General features: G+C 65.1%; 11 protein-coding genes and 1 tRNA gene. 7 read left to right on the plus strand and 5 right to left on the minus strand.

The features are described 5' to 3' along the window. Positions 1–349: 349 nt before the first annotated feature. Complete coding sequence (gene plsX, locus VIF40_RS10925; protein ID WP_331937556.1) at positions 350–1,465, plus strand: phosphate acyltransferase PlsX; 1,116 nt, start codon at positions 350–352, stop codon at positions 1,463–1,465. Positions 1,466–1,592: 127 nt separating this feature from the next. Here the strand turns inward: plsX and VIF40_RS10930 are convergent, their stop codons facing one another. From VIF40_RS10930 to VIF40_RS10950, 5 genes are all read right to left on the minus strand, one after another. Further along, complete coding sequence (locus VIF40_RS10930) at positions 1,593–4,160, minus strand: polynucleotide kinase-phosphatase (RefSeq protein ID WP_331937546.1); 2,568 nt, start codon at positions 4,158–4,160, stop codon at positions 1,593–1,595. Beyond that, on the minus strand, positions 4,157–5,533 hold the full coding sequence (locus VIF40_RS10935) for a 3' terminal RNA ribose 2'-O-methyltransferase Hen1 (RefSeq protein WP_331937547.1): 1,377 nt from the start codon (positions 5,531–5,533) through the stop codon (positions 4,157–4,159). The genes VIF40_RS10930 and VIF40_RS10935 overlap by 4 nt, the downstream gene beginning before the upstream one ends. Positions 5,534–5,860: 327 nt before the next feature. Then, positions 5,861–7,594: a DUF6538 domain-containing protein gene (locus VIF40_RS10940; RefSeq protein ID WP_331937548.1), complete on the minus strand. Its 1,734-nt coding sequence runs from the start codon at positions 7,592–7,594 to the stop codon at positions 5,861–5,863. Positions 7,595–7,701: 107 nt separating this feature from the next. Next, a tRNA-Glu gene (locus tag VIF40_RS10945) sits at positions 7,702–7,777 on the minus strand. A 105-nt stretch (positions 7,778–7,882) separates the two neighbouring features. After that, on the minus strand, positions 7,883–9,442 hold the full coding sequence (locus VIF40_RS10950) for a leucyl aminopeptidase (RefSeq protein ID WP_331937549.1): 1,560 nt from the start codon (positions 9,440–9,442) through the stop codon (positions 7,883–7,885). Between the two features lie 352 nt (positions 9,443–9,794). On the opposite strand from VIF40_RS10950, the gene lptG reads away from it, so the two are divergent. The 6 genes from lptG to VIF40_RS10980 form a co-directional block, all read left to right on the plus strand. Further along, positions 9,795–10,880 carry an LPS export ABC transporter permease LptG gene (lptG, locus tag VIF40_RS10955; protein WP_331937550.1) on the plus strand — a complete coding sequence of 362 codons (1,086 nt, stop codon included), beginning with the start codon at positions 9,795–9,797 and terminating at the stop codon, positions 10,878–10,880. 44 nt (positions 10,881–10,924) lie between these two features. Further along, positions 10,925–13,528 (plus strand): LPS-assembly protein LptD, encoded by a 2,604-nt coding sequence (locus VIF40_RS10960; protein ID WP_331937551.1) that lies wholly within the window; start codon positions 10,925–10,927, stop codon positions 13,526–13,528. 40 nt (positions 13,529–13,568) lie between these two features. Next, positions 13,569–14,348 (plus strand): DsbA family protein, encoded by a 780-nt coding sequence (locus VIF40_RS10965; protein ID WP_331937552.1) that lies wholly within the window; start codon positions 13,569–13,571, stop codon positions 14,346–14,348. A gap of 183 nt (positions 14,349–14,531) precedes the next feature. Continuing rightward, positions 14,532–14,975, plus strand: a complete 444-nt coding sequence (gene aroQ / locus VIF40_RS10970) for a type II 3-dehydroquinate dehydratase (RefSeq protein ID WP_331937553.1) — start codon at positions 14,532–14,534, stop codon at positions 14,973–14,975. A gap of 6 nt (positions 14,976–14,981) precedes the next feature. After that, positions 14,982–15,515 (plus strand): acetyl-CoA carboxylase biotin carboxyl carrier protein, encoded by a 534-nt coding sequence (gene accB / locus VIF40_RS10975; RefSeq protein WP_331937554.1) that lies wholly within the window; start codon positions 14,982–14,984, stop codon positions 15,513–15,515. A gap of 12 nt (positions 15,516–15,527) precedes the next feature. Next, positions 15,528–16,623 (plus strand): acetyl-CoA carboxylase biotin carboxylase subunit (locus tag VIF40_RS10980; RefSeq protein ID WP_331937555.1); only part of this gene is annotated, 1,096 nt, incomplete at its 3' end.

The raw sequence follows: 16,623 nt of genomic DNA on the forward strand, positions 1-16,623 counted from the left end.
TCCATTGTCATGCGTTGCTCCTGTCTGAAGCGAGGTTGCTAACCCCACGATCTTCAGACAGTTCGCCGACCACCCGTTACCCGCAGCCCGCCCGAAACGCCGGCCGCAAACTACCGCGAGAGCGGTTTAGTTCCCTGGCGCCCCTTGGCCGTTCGGGACCGCGAACGAGGAACTGTGACGCCTCGCAGGCATTCTATGAATGCTCACTTATGACCACCGAAGACCGAAGGTTTGATCGGACCTTTCTCGCGCCGATTTTCCAGATTCGTGTCGAGAGTCTTGTGTTTCTGGGCTATGAATTCGCCTAGCCTTTTCCAATGCGATTGAAGAGTTCCGAATGCGCACGATAATGGATAGACCTGTGCGAATAGCGCTTGATGCCATGGGTGGCGATTTCGGCCCGTCGGTTGTCGCGCCCGCGGCGGCGGCGTTCCTGAACCGTCAACCCAATGCTGTCTTCCTTATGTTTGGCGACCAGAAGCAGATCGAACCCTATTTGACCGCCAATCCTATACTTGCCGCTGCAACCACCATCCGCCATACGGACTTCGCTATCGGCATGGCGGACAAGCCCAGCAAGGCACTTCGCGCTGGACGACGGACCTCGTCAATGTGGATGGCGATCGAAGCCGTCAAGAAAGGCGAGGCCGATTGTGCGGTTTCTGCCGGCAACACCGGCGTCTTGATGGCGATGTCGAAAGTCTGCCTGGGCACTATGGCGCAGGTTGACCGCCCCGCTCTCGCGGCCATCTGGCCAACTCTGCGCGGCCGCTCGATCGTGCTCGACGTCGGCGCGACGATCGGGGCAAATGCACAGCGTTTTGTTGATCTGGCGATCATGGGCTCGGCTATGGCCCGCAGCCTGTTCTCGCTGGAGCGCCCGACCGTTGGCCTCCTGAATGTGGGTGTTGAGGTGATCGAGGGCGCCGAGGAGATCAAGGCCGCGTCGCACCTGTTGCAGGACTTAGACTCGCCGACGCTGAAGTATCGTGGTTTTGTAAAAGGCGACGATATTGGCAAAGGCACGGTGGATGTTGTTGTCACCGAAGGCTTTACTGGCAATATTGCGCTGAAAACCGCTGAGGGAACGCAGAAGCAGATCGCCGCACTGTTGCGCGAAGGTCGGGGGCACAGCTTGATCGCCAAACTAGGTTTCATCATCGCGCGCAACGCCTTCCTGGAGTTCAAGGCCAGGATGACGCCGCGTGAGAGCTCCGGCGCTCTGCTGCTTGGCCTCGACGGCGTGGTTTTCAAGAGCCATGGCGGAGCCAGCGCCGACGTATTTTCGGGCGCCATCGGCATCGCCCATGACATAGCGCGGCATGGCCTCTTGGAAGAAATTCGGGACAGGATGAGCGAATCCTGGGAGGAACACGCCGTGGCGCTCGAAGGCGGGGGGCAGGCGAGCGTAGCGACGGTTATCTCTGCGGACGGCGTGACGGACTCGAAATTCACACCAATCTGATCAATGGATTGAAGGGGTTGAAATCAGGTACGAATTCCCACCGATGTCTGCTCCTGGCGCATCTTGGACAACATTACCCATAAAAAAGCGACGTGAGCGTAGCCCCCCGCGTTGGAAACCCTGTAATTCAGAGCCTCGTATCGATCGGCTCGCTCTCCAGCGCGAGGATCGCGAAAACGCATTCATGGGTCTTGCGCAAGGGCGCGCCGGCGGTAAAGCGCGTCAGGGCTTCATGACCGAGCGCGAATTCGCGCAGGGCGTTGGTCCTTTTGGCGCCGAGGCCGCGTTGGCGCAGGCGCGTGAGATGTTCCGGCAGGTCATATTCCGGGCCGTAGATGATGCGCAGATATTCCGGGCCGCGCACTTTCAGCGCCGGCTGGATCGGTCCCTTGGCGCCGCGCGCGATGAAGTCTCGCGGCTTCACCACCATGCCTTCGCCTCCCGATTCCGTCACTTCCTCCCACCAGCGCGCCGCCGCCTCGCAGGCCGAGGCGTCGTCCAGAGCGAGGCGGCGCCAGCGCGTCGTCGTCATATTCTGCGCGCCGGTCTCCGCCAATGCCTCGGCGATCGACATGTGCCAGAGATGATCCTTGTCGAAATGCGTCGCGCCTTCGCTCGCCAGAAGATGAAACGGGGCGATGCGCAGATCGTCGAGCGAGCGAACCGGCCAGACATAGGGTTTCCAAGCCTCGCCATAGCGCGCCGCCTTTTCGGCGCGGATCGCGAACCTGTCGCGCAGCGCCTCGACAGGAACGCCGCGAGCCGCGGCGCGCGCGGCGGCGTCATGGGCGAGGGCGAGCCCGACGTAGCTCGCGGCGGCGACAGGCGCATATTGCTGCTCGATCAGCGCCGAGGCCTTGGCGGACCAGGGCATGATTTCCGTATCGAACAGGAGCCAGTCGGTCGCGAGCGTCTCCCAGAGGCGCGTGCTATCGCAGGCGGCGCGCAGCCGCGCGAGCAATGCCTCGCATTCGGCGGCGTCCGCGAAAAAGGCGCGGCCCGAGCGCGTCCAAATCTGGCCGCTTTCGCCGGAGAGGACGCCGAAGCGCAGCCGCGCCACATCGGCGTCGCGGCAGAGGGCGACGATGGCGCGCGAGCCCATGTGCTTTTCCTCGAGCACGACTTCCTTTTGGCCGCGCTCGCGGAAGAAAGCGAAGGCCTCCTCCGGGCGCTCGAGAAATCCGTCGCGCGCGCTCGTCTCCACCGGCGACATGGTCGGCGGAAGATAGACGAGCCATTGCGGCGCGAGGGCGAAACGGCTCATCGCTTCGAGCGCCGCCGCCGAATTCTCCTCGGCGACGGGAATCCGGCGCAGCAGCGTGGTGTCGATCCATCGCCGTCCCGACACATCGGCATGATCGAGCAGCCGATCCGCCTCGGCCTGCAAGGCCCGTGTCTCGGGCGCGGGGGCGAGCGGGCGCGCCGGCTCGCAATAGACGCGCGCCGCCGGAGCCTCGACCAGCTCCCGCTCCGGCCAGCGCAGCGCCGTGAGCTTGCCGCCGAAGACGCAGCCCGTGTCGACGCAGATCGTATTATTGACCCATTCCGCGTCCGGCGTCGGCGTATGGCCATAGACGATGGCCGAGCGGCCGCGATAATTCGCAGCCCAGTCGAGCCGCACCGGCAGGCCGAACTCATCTGTCTCGCCCGTCGTCTCTCCGAACAGAGCGAACTCGCGGACCGCGGGCGAGCCGCGGCCGATCATCTCCTCCTTCAGCCCGGCATGGGCGACGGCGAGCTTGCCGCCGTCGAGCCAATAATGGCTGCGGAGATCCGCGAGGAAAGTCTTCACGCGCTCTCGGAATTCGGCCGGCTCCTCGGCGAGCTGATCGATCGACTCCTGAAGCCCATGGCCGACCGTGACCTTTCGGCCTTCGAGCCAGCGCGACAATTTGCGGTCATGATTGCCCTGCACGACATAGGCGACGCCTGCCTCCTGCGCAGCCATGGCGAGGCGCAGAACGCCCGGAACATCCGGACCGCGATCGACGAGATCGCCGACGAAGACCAGCTTGCGGCCACGCGGCGCCGAGACGGCGACGGCGTCGCCTTCGCCCTCGACGACATAGCCGAGCGCTTCGAGCAGCCGCCGCAACTCGTCGAGGCAGCCATGCACGTCGCCGATCACATCGAAGGGGCCGACATCGTCGCGCTTGTCGGTCCACATCGGGCGGCGCTCGACGACCGCGGCCTCGATCGCCGCGACCGAGGACAGTTTCCAGATCTGCCGAAAGCCCTCATTGGCGAGGCCGCGCAGGCCGCGATGAATCTCCTGAATCATGCGCTGCGGCACGCCGGGGCCGAAATCGCGATCCGGCCGCGTCTTGTTCCGCTCGATGCAGACATCGAGGCCCGGATCGACGACGATCGCCACGGGCAGCGCATGCCAGCGGCGCGCGAGCTCGACCCAGGACTTGCGATCGGCGGCGCGCACATTGGTCGCGTCGATCACCGCGAGGCGGCGGTTCTTCAGCCTTTTCTCGGCAATGGCGGCAACGAGCGCGAAAGCGTCGGCCGAGGCGGATTGGTCGGTCTCGTCGTCGCAGACGAGACCGCGGCAATGATCGGACGAGATCACCTCCGTCGGCTTGAACCAGCGCGATGCGAAGCTCGATTTGCCCGCGCCCGTCGCGCCGATCAGCACGACGAGGCAGAAGTCGGGAATGTCCAGGAGAGTCGGAAGAGCCGCATTCATCTCGAGAACACCGCGACCTGAGTGACGGGGCCGAGGTCCGGGTGCTCCTCGCCTATGCCGGAAAAGCCGACCGAATAGCCATGGCTTTCGGCAATCGCCTGCGACCAATCATGAAATTGCGCGCGGGTCCATTCGAAACGATGGTCTGGATGACGGAAGGCTCCCGCCGGCAGGGCGTCGAACAAAGCGTTATATTCGGCGTTCGGCGTCGTCACGATCACTGTTTTGGGATGCGCCGCCCCGAAGACGATCTCGACCAGCGTCGGCAGACGATCGGCGTCGAGATGTTCGATCACCTCGACGAGGGCGACCGCGTCGACATCGGCCCAGCGCGCGTCGCGATAGGTGAGCGCGCCATGCAGCAGGCTCACGCGCTCCATGGAGGGGCCGCCGGCGCGATCGAGCTTCAGGCGCTCCCTGGCGCGCTCCAACGCGCGGGTGGAAGCGTCGAGGCCGATCACACGCTCGAAGCCGCGCTCCTTGACCAGCCGTTGCAGCAGCCGGCCTTCTCCGCAGCCGAGATCGGCGACGCTGCGCGCGCCCGCCTCCTTCAACAGACCGACGACGGCGTCGAGCCGCCGATCGTGCAGACGCAGCGGCGCCTCGAGCGCCTCCTCGCGGGGCGGCGCCTTTTCGTCCTCCAGACCCTCCTCAGCCTCAGTGTCCGGCGCGAGACGCGCGAGGGCAGCGCGCGCGAGGCTCCGCCGGTTCTTCAAAAAGCGCCGCGCGATCGTCTCCCGCTCGGGGTGCCCGGCGAGCCAGGCGCCGCCTTTGGCGATGAGCTTCTCCACCTCGTCGTCGCCGACCCAATAATGCTTGTCGGCGTCCATCGCCGGGATCAACACATAGAGATGACCGAGCGCATCGGCGAGGCGCAGCGTTCCCGCGAGCCGCAGCTCGACATAACGCGAGGGGCCATCCGCTCCCTCGACGCGGCGCGCCTCCACGGTCCAGCCGAGCGGCGCGAAGAGGCGCTCCAGCAAATCGCCGTCGCGCGGCGCGGGCAAAGGCGCGACGACGATCTCGAGCGGGATCGCCGTCGCCGCGAGTTCCGGCCGCTCGCGCGAGACGCCGGTCATCGCCGTGCGAAAGGCCTTGTTGAGCGCGACCGAGAGGAAGGACGACGCCGCATAGGGACGGTCGTTGACATATTGATCCGCGATCCCTTCGGCGCCGCCGCGGCCGCGCACGAGTGCGACCGGATCGAGGTCGAGGATCAGCGCCGCCTCGCAGCGTTCCGCCTCGGCCTGCGGGAAAAACACGGTTCCGCGTCCAAAGGAAAGCTCGATGTCATGGGCGCGATCGGGATGCTTCATCAGCAAAAAGCCGAGATCGGTGGCCGGCGCATGCGTGGTGGCGATGGACAAATACATGACGGATATCGAGCTTGCTCGGCAATGTGTTCGGCGCGGAAGCCTATAGCAGGCGAGCTTCCGCTTGTCTCGGCCGAGGGCGGCGAACGTGAGGCGGCGCTCGACGCCGATGACGCGCGGACCACCACGCCGATGGTCCACGATCTTGCGTCCAGGCGCCACCATGATGTATCAGTGTCACCATTGGACGGCGGTGTTGCCGGATAGGGTTTTTCGGTAGAATCAACAAGTTACGTGTCTATTGGTAGCGAGTCCCTCCACCGTACCCCTGCCCATGGCTAGGTCAGTGGCAGCTGGGCAGAGTGAAACAGCAAATCGCAAGTCTGCTCACTTGCCGTCGGTGAACCGCGGGGCCACGAGCTTCTCCAAAAACGGCCAGTTGAGCGCTTGGATGACCGCATCGAGTTCGCCGATCGGCGCGGGCTCCGGCTGGCGACGGGTGCCATATCGACGGCCGGTGCCCGCCTCCGCGTGCCCCATGAGATTATCCTTGATATGCTTTGGCGTTCCATTCGCTTTCATCGCATCCTCGAAATCATGCCGAAATGAATAAAGCATCTTGTCGTCGTCCGTGATTTTCAGCTCGCGGCGGCTGAAATCGCTCCAGAAGGCGGAGAACATCGACGCGACGAGCTGCGTCTCTTTTCCACGCTCCTCCACCGCACTCCATAGCGTGCGCCAACCCTTTCGCCGCGCGCGCTCCACCAAGTCGAGCAGGCCCTTGTCGAGAAATTCCCGACGGATCGGCATATAGCGCCGGCGGGCGAGTTCCTTGACTGTGCGCCCGCCCGCTGTCGTGATCTTGAAGCAAAGAATATCCGTGTCCGGATAGGGAACGATCGTATCCGGCCCGAGCTGAACGATCTCGGAGCTGATCAGCCCGTGCATGCAGGAGAGCGCCGGCAGCCAGAACTGCAACTCGCGTCCCGCTTTCGCGCGGCTGATGAGTTCTCCGCCAGTGAATATGCGATGACTGAAAATGCGTTGCAGCTCGTTCTTACCGTAGGGTTCGCGGTTGTCGTCGTCCTCTGGCACGTCGAGGTGGATATTGCCGCGGACCGCGCTATCGATCCACGCGTGAGACTCCGCCTCCGACAACAGGGTCGTGATGAAGGAGCATTTCTTGTTGATCGTCGCGATCTCGTATTTCCCGCTCGCCGACAAATGGGAGCGGAACGCGATGACGTGCTTGCGGGTGATTTCGCCTATGTCGACGATCTTCTGGGTCGTCTCGAATAGCTCTATCGTATTGGTCATCTCGCGCAGATACGCTTCGCGAACCGACTTCTTCGCCAGAGTTCGGCTTTCTTTCCATTTCTTCTGGCAGTCGGCCAATGTTTTGCCCACGCGCGACGCGGCGACCGCGGGAGCCACTATCTCCAAAGGCGCCGTCGACACGGCCTCGGCCGGTCGCGGCCTACGCCATCGGCCCGTGATTTCGTCCGGGTGAGGCCAGGCGACCACTTCGCCCCGCTCCCTGCGCCAGAATATGTCATCGAAGTTCAACTCCGCCTTGAGGCAGGCGGCGGCGAACGGAAGCAGAAATTCGGAAGTCGGGAGCATCGACACCCCGACCCGCCGAATGATGGCGTTCACGTTCTTGATACGTTCGGAAACGTAGCGATCTACGGTTATATCATCGAGGCGGCGCCGAAGGTCGATCTGTTCCTGGCAGAGCTTATCTTCGGACCACAGGTCCGAAGATCGCGCAGCATCGCCGAGGAGGATACGGCCGGAATAGCGCGGCAGGCGACGCTCCAGATCGTCCTGGATCAACCGGGCCTCGAACCATCGAGCGACCTCCAGCCAGTCGCTCGACGTCCAGTCGGACATATCCTGAAGCGAGACGGCCAAGCCGCCCTTGGCGCGCGCCTCCTCGAATTGCCGCTCGACGGCGGCATTGATCTTGGCCGCTTCTGAGAAGGCCGCGGCTTTGTCGGCTGTCCGCAGCGACCGCTGGATTCGCTCCCGGCCGCCGAAAGCGGCCACCAGATCGTCGGGGATCCGGCGCACGTAATGGAACTTGTCGCCACGCTTTGTGACATGGGTCGGGAGGGGCATTTCGTCGTCCATGTTATGCAAAATGTTATGCACTCGGCTTGTTTGCAAGCCGGCGGGACGACGATGCGCGTTGATTTTCCTCGGATTTTTGCCGCTTCGGGCTGGTCTGGCGCTCCCTACCGGACTCGAACCGGTGTTTTCGCCGTGAGAGGGCGACGTCCTGGGCCACTAGACGAAGGGAGCGGACGAGGGGGTCTATAGACTGCTCTGACCGGCCGAGCAAGAGGCTATCCGACAAAGCTTATCCGGCATCGGCCCCCGCCGATTGGCGGGGCCGATGCCGAGAGGTCAGCCTTCGTAATAATCCTTCACCAGACGGTCGAGCAGCCGCACGCCCCAGCCCGACGCCCAGCTCTGGTTGATGTCAGAGGCCGGCGAGCCCATGCCGGTCCCCGCTATGTCCAGATGCGCCCAGGGCGTCTTCTCGACGAATCGCTCCAAAAACTGCGCCGCCGTGATCGAGCCCGCGTGGCGGCCGCCCGTGTTTTTCATATCGGCGAATTTCGAATCGATGAGCTTATCGTAGACCGGCCCCATCGGCAGACGCCAGAGCTTCTCGCCGGTCGCCTTGCCCGCCTCGAGAATCCGGCCCGACAGTTCGTCGTTGTTGGAGAACAGGCCCGCATGCTCCTGCCCCAGCGCGACGAGAATCGCGCCCGTCAGCGTCGCCAGATCGATGATGAAGGCGGGCTTGTATTTGTCCTTCACGTGCCAGAGCGCGTCGGCGAGAACGAGCCGGCCTTCCGCGTCGGTGTTGATGATCTCGATCGTCTGGCCCGACAGCGAGGTGACGATGTCGCCCGGCCGCTGCGCCTCGCCCGAGGGCATGTTCTCGACGAGGCCGAGCACGCCGATGACATTGGCCTTGGCCTTGCGCGTGGCGAGCGCGTGGAGAAGGCCGGTCACGGCGGCGGCGCCGGCCATGTCGCCCTTCATGTCCTCCATGCTGGCGGCCGGCTTGATGGAGATGCCGCCGGTGTCGAAGCAGACGCCCTTGCCGACGAAGGCGATGGGCTGCGCGCCGGGGGCGCCGCCGTTCCAGCGCAAAACCACGACGCGGCTCGGATGGATCGAGCCCTGGCCGACGCCGAGCAGCGCCCGGAAGCCGAGGGCTTGCAACGCCGGCACGTCCAGGATCTCCACGTCCACGCCGAGATCGGCGAGCTTGGCGGCGCGGCGGGCGAACTCCTCCGGATAGAGCACATTGGCGGGCTCGTTCACCAGATCGCGGGCGATGACGACGCCCTCGGCGAGGCCGAGCGACTGCGTGATCGCGTCCCGCGCGGAGTCGGGATCGGCGATGGCGAGCGCGATGTCGCTGGCGCCCTCGCGTTCGGAATCGTCTTTCTTCTTCTTGGTGCGGTAGAGATCGAATTTATAGGCGCGCAGCTCGGCTCCGAGCGCGAGCTGGCCCGCCGCGGCGGAAGGATCGGCCGGGCGCTCGGGCGGATCGAAGACGATGAGCGCGGTCTGGCCTTGGCCGAGCTTGGCCGCCACCTGGCCGCCGAGGCCGAGGAAATCGTCGAAAGCCTCGGCCTTCTCGGCGGAGTCGCCCTCCGCCGCGGCGCCGACGCCGATGATCAGCAGGCGGCCGACCGAAGGCAGTCCGTGAGGGGCGTAGAGATCGAGCGAGGAGCCGCGCTTGCCGGTGAATTTCGCCGCCGCCGCGGCGCGGGTCAGCTGGGGGAGGGCCTCTTTCAGAATCGTCTCGGATTCGGAGCCGAAGCGGAGCTTGGCGCCGGCGAGGACGATGAGGACGAGAGGTCGGCCGCCCTCCTCCGGAGCCGTCGCGAGGCGCCGCTCCGCCTCGCCGAAAGACACTGCTTCAATTTTCACATAGGCGGACATTTCTGAACCTCTCACAGGGAAAACAGGCGCTTACCGCGGTTGCGCGGAGACGTTGCCGCACTATCGACCCGCCGCCGCGAAGGGTCAACGCTCGTCGTCGGCGGAAGAGTGCTCGCAACCGGCGCTTCGCCCAGGAAAAGCCTCGAGCCCAGGTCAGTTTCTGTCCGTCTGGGCGGCCCCTGGCGCCGGCCTCGGCTTGCGCGGCGCTGGCGGAGAGGCTAGCCAAGCGGCGCGGAACAGGGCGCGCCGGCGTGGCGCATGGGGAGGGGCGGCGACAGACGATGGCGATCGATTCTGCGCGACACGATTCTGCGCGACGAGCGCCGCCGTCGTCCCGTCGCGCGAGGTCCGCATGATCGGAGCCACGATCACGCGCTATCTCGCCGCGCGCTTCGCCAAGACGATCATGGCGATCTTCCTCACCATGTTCTGTCTCATGTTCGTCGTCTATTTCGTGGAGCTGCTGCGGCGCGCCGGCGACATTCCGCAGGCGGGCGCCGGCACGGTGGCGTGGATGACGCTCCTGCGCGTCCCGGCGACGGCGGAGATGATTCTGCCCTTCGCCGTGTTGTTCGGCTCCATGGCGACCTTCGTCGATCTGACCCGAAAGCTCGAGCTCGTCGTGGCGCGGGCCTCCGGCATGTCGGTCTGGCAGTTTCTGCTGCCGCCGGCGCTGGTCGCCGGGACCATCGGGATCGTCTCGGTCACGCTCTACAATCCGGTCTCGGCGAATATGAAGATGCGCTCGGATCAGATGGAGCTCGATCTCTTCGGCGTCGAAGGCAGCGTGCGCGTCGACCATGGCAAATGGTTCCGCCTCAATGGCGTCGACGGCCAGGCCATCATGCATGCGGTCAATGTGCGGGCGGGGGGCCTCGCGCTCGATGGAATCAGCGTCAATGTCTATCAGAAGGACGGCGTCTTCCTCGAGCGCGTCGAGGCGGCGCGGGCGCGGCTGCTGGCCGGCGTCTTCGTGCTCGAGGACGCCCGCGTCAGCGCGCCGGGCGAGGAATCGCGCGCCGTCGGCTCTTATCTTCTGGCGACCGATCTGACGCCCGAGCAGCTCGCCTCGGCGGCGACGCCGCCGCAGGGGGCGCCCTTCTGGGACCTGCCGCGGCTCGGCGACAGCACGCGCGACGCCGGCCTCGATCCGACCGGCTACACGCTGCAGTTTCAGATGCTTCTGGCGCGGCCATTGCTGCTCGTCGCCATGGTTCTCGTGGCCGCTTCCTTTTCGTTAAGATTCTTTCGATTCGGCGGAATCGCGCGGACCATTTCGGGTGGCGTCGCATCGGGCTTCGTGCTTTATATCGGCACGAAAATCTTTTCCGATCTGGGTGGCGCAGGCGTTATCAGCCCGCTCGTCGCTGCTTGGTCGCCTGCTCTCGTCGGAAGCATGTTGGGTGCGCTCGCTCTCTTGCATTCGGAGGACGGCTGATGGGCCTGCGCCGTCGTCGCCGCACTCGCGAACATAGGCCAAGCGTGGAGCGCCTCCGCTCCGCGCCAGCCCTGTCGCGTCGCATCTCCAAGGTCCTGCCCGTCCTTTTTCCGGCCCTCGCGGCCTTGCTCGCCGCCGCGTCCATCGCGCAGCCATCGGCGGCGCGCGCGCAGCCCTTGGCCGCGCCGCCGGCGGAGAGCGCGCAGCGCATGGTGGTGGAGGCCAAGGAGCTCGCCTATGACGAGCGCCGCAATGTGGTCACCGCGCATGGCGCGGTGCAGATCTATTACAAGGGACGGGTGCTGGAGGCGGATCGCGTCATCTATGACCGCAATGCGCAGCGCGTCTTCGCCGAGGGCCACGCCAAGCTGACCGAGAAGGACGGAACGGTCGCCTACGCCGATCGCTTCGACTTCACCGACGACTTCAAGAACGGCTTCATCGACAGCCTGCAGGTCGAGAGCGCCGAGAGCACGCATTTCACCTCGCCCCACGCGGAGCGCACGGGCGAGACCATGACCTTCGAGCAGGGCTCCTATACGGCCTGCGACGCCTGCCAGGACGATCCGAGCAAGCCGCGGTTGTGGATGGTCCACGCCAAGCGCATCATCCACGACAATGACGAGAAGGTGATCTATTACGAGGACGCCTCGCTCGAAATATTCGGGACGCCGATCGCCTATCTGCCCTATTTCTGGTCGGCCGACCCTTCGGTGAAGCGTAAGTCTGGCTTTCTCAACCCGCAGATGACCTATCGGCAGCAGCTCGGCTTCGGCGTCGGCCTTCCCTATTATTGGGCGCTCGCGCCGGATTACGATCTCACCATCACGCCGACCGGCTTCACGCGGCAGGGGCCGTTCCTCTCGGCCGAGTTCCGCCAGCGGATGGAGAACGGCTCCTACATCATCCGCGCCGAGGGCACGCATGTCAGCGACCCCAGCGCCTTCACCATTGCGCCCTATGGGGCGCGCAACGAGCGTTGGCGCGGCTCGATCTATTCGAACGGCGAATTCGCGCTCAACGACAATTGGCGCTTCGGCTGGGACGTCACGGCGCTCAGCGATCGTTATTTCCTGCAGGACTACAAGCAGTACAACAGCTTCCTGCAGAACTACTTCTTCCGCGAGGCGTCCTCCACCGCCTATCTGACGGGGCAGGGGCCGCGCAGCTATTTCGATTTGCGCGGCTATTACTTCCAGGGCCTGTCGGCGACCGACGTGCAGGCGCAGCAGCCGATCGTGCATCCGCTGCTCGACTATAATCGCGCATTCGACGTCGACCCGGCCAAGACCTTCGGCGTAGGCGGCCAGATCACGCTGGACGCCAATTTCACCAGCACCTCGGCCAGCATCGCAAATTACGAGTCGATTCAGCCGCGCACGCTCGATTCGGTCTACGGCCTCTACAATGTCTGCCAGCTCTACTCGCCCTCGGCGGACCCTTATAAGAGCGGCTGCCTGCTGCGTGGCGTCGGCGGCAATTACGTGCATGCGACGGCGATGGCCTCCTGGCAACGCCGGATCATCGATCCGCTCGGCGGCGTCTGGGCGCCTTTCGCCTTCACGCGCGTGACGGGCTCTTATCTCAACTACGACACCAATAATTCCTACGCCGCCTACAACAGCTATTGGCAGCCGATTCCCAATTCGGCGCAATCGCTGTTCGTCAACGGCTCGGACAGCGTGTTTCGCGGTCAGGCGACGCCGGGCGGCGGCGTCGAATGGCGCTATCCCATTCTGGCGCGCAGCAATCTCGGCGACCTCGTCGTCGAGCCGATCGCTCAGCTGGTGGCGCGGCCGGACCAGACGTCGATTCCCTCGCTCGTCAATATGGACGCGCAGAGCCTGGTCTTCGACGATTCCAACCTGTTCGAATGGAGCAAATACTCCGGCTACGACCGTTTCGAGACCGGCACGCGCGTCAATTACGGCGGCCAGGCGACCATGACCTTCGCCAATGGCGGCTTCGTCAACGCGCTCGCCGGCCAGTCGCGGCAGCTCGCCGGCAAGAATGGCTATTCGACCGCGGATGCGGCCAATGTGGGCCTCTCCTCCGGCCTCGACACGCGCACCTCGGACTGGGTCGGCCGCCTCGCCGTCGCGCCCTCCTCATTCTTCAGCATCGTCGGCAAGGGGCGCTTCGATCCAGACGGATTGCGCGGCCGGCGCATAGACGTCGTCGCCTCGTTCAAGCTCGATCCGCTCACGGTCAATCTGCAATACGCCAATTACGCGTCGCAGCCGGTCATCGGCTTCGACCAGCGCCGCCAGGGTCTGTCCGTGAACGGCCGCTACGATATCACCAAGAATTATTTCCTCACCGGCTCCGCCACCTTCGACATGAGCCGCTATCTCTACAATTCCTTGACCATATCTCCGGCGAGCAATATCACGCTGACCGGCAGCACCATCACGGGATCGGCTCCTCTGTTCTCGGTCGCCGCGCTCGGCCTCGGGGGCGGCTACAAGGACGACTGCACCACTTTTTCGATCAATTATTCGTCGGTCTTCCAAGGGAACACCTCGACGGGGCTCTCGCGGAACCAGACGATCATGGTGTCGTTGCAATTGCGCACGCTGGGCGACGCCAAGTTCAACTATGGGCTCGGCTCGCTCCAGCTCAACGACGGCGTGCGCACTCAGCCCTGACGAGCGAAGGTCGCTCCGAACCCCCTCGAGGAGATTCCCCATGCCGAAGCGGCTCGCCCAATTTTTCGACCGAAGCGCCGTGGCCGCGGTCGTCGTCGGCCTGATCGCCGTCGCCGCGCCGCTGCGCGCCGAGACCGCGGTTCCGCAAAAGGCCGAGATCGAGAAGATCGTCCACGACTATCTGATCGCCAATCCGGAGGTGATTCGCGACGCCATCGACGAGCTCGACCGCCGCCAGAAGGTCGCGGAGGCCGACTCCCGGCAGAAGGCCGTCAGCCAGAGCGCCGACAAATTGTTCAGCTCCGTCAATCAGGCGGTGATCGGCAATCCGTCGGGCGACGTCACTCTGGTCGAGTTCTTCGACTACAATTGCGGCTATTGCAAACGCGCGCTGGACGATGTCGCCAAGCTCATCGACGGCGACCCCAAGCTGCGCGTCGTGCTGAAGGACTTTCCCGTGCTCGGCGCGGGCTCGGTCGAGGCGGCCGAGATCGCGACGGCGCTGCGCCTGCAGTTCAAGCCGGATAAATTCTACGAGTTCCACCGCAAGCTGCTCAACACGCGCGGCGCGGTCGGCAAGGCCCAGGCGATCGCCGTCGCCAAGGAGCTCGGCGCCGACACCGCCAAGCTGGAGAAGGACGCCAAGAGCCCCGAGGTCAAAGCCTCGATCAAGGAGGTCATGGAGCTGGCCGACGGCCTCAGCCTGACCGGCACGCCCTCCTGGGTGCTCGGCAAGGAGGTCATCGTGGGCGCGGTCGGCTATCAGCAGCTCAAAGCCAAGATCGACAATACGCGCAAATGCGGCAAGACAGTCTGCTGACGGAGGCGAGACAGTCTGTTGCCGGGGGCGAGACTGTCGCTCACGGCGGCAAGACTATCGCTCACGGCGGCAAGACTGTCCGCTGACGCGGCGCGGTCGACGGAGGCGGGGCTTCCTTCGCGGCGGCAATAAGGCTAGAAGAGGCTCCGCCGGCGCGGCGCGCGCCCTTCGTTCAGGACCCTCATGCCCGCCGTCCACGTCCTCAATGGTCCAAATCTCAATCTGCTCGGGACGCGCGAGCCCGACATTTACGGCCGCGCGACCCTCTCCGATATCGAGGCCCGGCTGGCCGAGATCTGCGCCGCCCGTGGGATCGCGCTCGTGTTCCGGCAGTCCAACCACGAGGGCGACCTCGTGGACTGGATTCAAGAGGCGGGCAAAGCGGGGGCGTCGGTGATTCTCAACGCCGGGGCTTTCACCCATACGTCCATCGCGCTCCACGACGCCATCAAGGGCTCGGGAGCGGCGGTCGTCGAAGTGCATCTCTCCAATGTGCATGCGCGGGAGAGCTTTCGGCGTCACTCCTTCATCGCGCCCGTGGCTCGCGGCGTCATCGCCGGTTTCGGAGCCGATTCTTACGTTCTGGCGCTGGACGCTTTATTCGATCGAGAAGAAAGAAAGACCTGAGCAATCATGGCGCGCAAAGTTCAAACTCGTCGCCCCTCCGCCCCCGCCGCAAAACCGAAAGCCGCCGCCAGAGCCGCCGGCGGCGTCGACGCCGATCTGCTGCGTGAGATCGCGCGCCTGCTCGGCGAAAGCGATCTGACCGAGATCGAGGTCCAGAAGGGCGATCTGCGCATTCGCGCGGCGCGCGCGGTCCCCGCGCCGGCCCATGCGACCATCGCTCTGCCGGCCTATGCGCCGGCCCCGCTCGCTCCGCCGGCTCCCGCCGCGCGTCCGGCGCCGGCGCCCGCCGCCGCTCCGGCCGAGCACGCCGACGCGCTGAAATCGCCGATGGTCGGCACCGCCTATCTGCGGTCGAGCCCGGACGCCAAGCCTTTCGTCGAGGTCGGAGCGCGCGTCACCGCCGGCGACAAGCTGCTGCTCATCGAGGCGATGAAGACCTTCAATGATATCGTCGCGCCCAAGGGCGGCGTGGTGACGGCGATATTGGTCGAAGACGGACAGCCGGTCGAATATGGCGAACCGCTCCTCGTGATCGAATAAAGCGGAGCGCGTATGTTCGACAAAATCCTCATCGCCAATCGCGGCGAAATCGCGCTGCGCATTCTGCGCGCGGCCAAGGAGCTCGGCATCGCCACTGTGGCCGTGCATTCGACGGCCGACGCCGACGCCATGCATGTCAAGCTCGCCGACGAATCGGTCTGCATCGGGCCGCCGGCGGCGCGCGAATCCTATCTCAACATTCCGGCTCTGCTCTCGGCCTGCGAGATCACCGGCGCGGACGCGGTGCATCCGGGCTATGGGTTTCTGTCGGAGAACGCCCGCTTCGCCGAGATCGTCTCCGAGCACGGCCTCACCTTCATCGGCCCCAAAGCCGAGCATATTCGCCTGATGGGCGACAAGATCGAGGCCAAGGCGACGGCGCGACGCCTCGGCATCCCCTGCGTGCCGGGCTCCGACGGTCCGATCACCGACGACCGAGAGGGCGCGAAGGTCGCCGCGGCGATCGGCTATCCCGTGCTGGTGAAGGCGGCCTCCGGCGGCGGCGGCCGCGGCATGAAGGTCGCGCGCAGCGAGGCCGAGCTGCACTCCGCCCTCGCCACCGCGCGCGCCGAGGCGAAGGCCGCCTTCGGCGACGACACCGTCTATCTCGAGAAATATCTGGACAAGCCGCGCCACATCGAGATTCAGGTGTTCGGCGACGGCAAGGGGCAGGCCATTCATCTCGGCGAGCGCGACTGCTCGCTGCAGCGCCGCCACCAGAAGGTGTGGGAGGAGAGCCCGTCGCCCGCGCTCAATGACGAGCAGCGGGGCGAGATCGGCGAAATCTGCGCCAAGGCGATGCGCGAGCTGCGCTACGCCGGCGCCGGCACCGTCGAATTTCTCTATGAGAACGGCTCCTTCTACTTCATCGAGATGAACACGCGCATCCAGGTCGAGCACCCGATCACCGAGATGGTCACCGGCGTCGACCTCGTCAAGGAGATGCTGCGCATCGCGCTGGGCCAGCCGCTGCGCCTGAAGCAGGAAGACATCCGCCTGACCGGCGCGGCCATCGAAGTGCGCATCAACGCGGAGAACGCGGCGAAGAACTTCATGCCGAGCCCGGGCCTGGTGTCGCAGCTCGTGGTGCCGGGCGGCCCCGGCGTGC

It is taken from the genome of Methylosinus sp. (genome assembly GCF_036560965.1).
Classification (GTDB): Bacteria; Pseudomonadota; Alphaproteobacteria; order Rhizobiales; family Beijerinckiaceae; genus Methylosinus.

Excerpts from the sequence above, each read along its gene's own strand:
- plsX (WP_331937556.1), top strand. The coding sequence starts at position 350 with ATGGATAGACCTGTGCGAATAGCGCTTGATGCCATGGGTGGCGATTTC.
- VIF40_RS10930 (WP_331937546.1), bottom strand. The coding sequence starts at position 4,160 with ATGAATGCGGCTCTTCCGACTCTCCTGGACATTCCCGACTTCTGCCTC.
- VIF40_RS10935 (WP_331937547.1), bottom strand. The coding sequence starts at position 5,533 with ATGTATTTGTCCATCGCCACCACGCATGCGCCGGCCACCGATCTCGGC.
- VIF40_RS10940 (WP_331937548.1), bottom strand. The coding sequence starts at position 7,594 with ATGCCCCTCCCGACCCATGTCACAAAGCGTGGCGACAAGTTCCATTAC.
- VIF40_RS10950 (WP_331937549.1), bottom strand. The coding sequence starts at position 9,442 with ATGTCCGCCTATGTGAAAATTGAAGCAGTGTCTTTCGGCGAGGCGGAG.
- lptG (WP_331937550.1), top strand. The coding sequence starts at position 9,795 with ATGATCGGAGCCACGATCACGCGCTATCTCGCCGCGCGCTTCGCCAAG.
- VIF40_RS10965 (WP_331937552.1), top strand. The coding sequence starts at position 13,569 with ATGCCGAAGCGGCTCGCCCAATTTTTCGACCGAAGCGCCGTGGCCGCG.
- aroQ (WP_331937553.1), top strand. The coding sequence starts at position 14,532 with ATGCCCGCCGTCCACGTCCTCAATGGTCCAAATCTCAATCTGCTCGGG.
- accB (WP_331937554.1), top strand. The coding sequence starts at position 14,982 with ATGGCGCGCAAAGTTCAAACTCGTCGCCCCTCCGCCCCCGCCGCAAAA.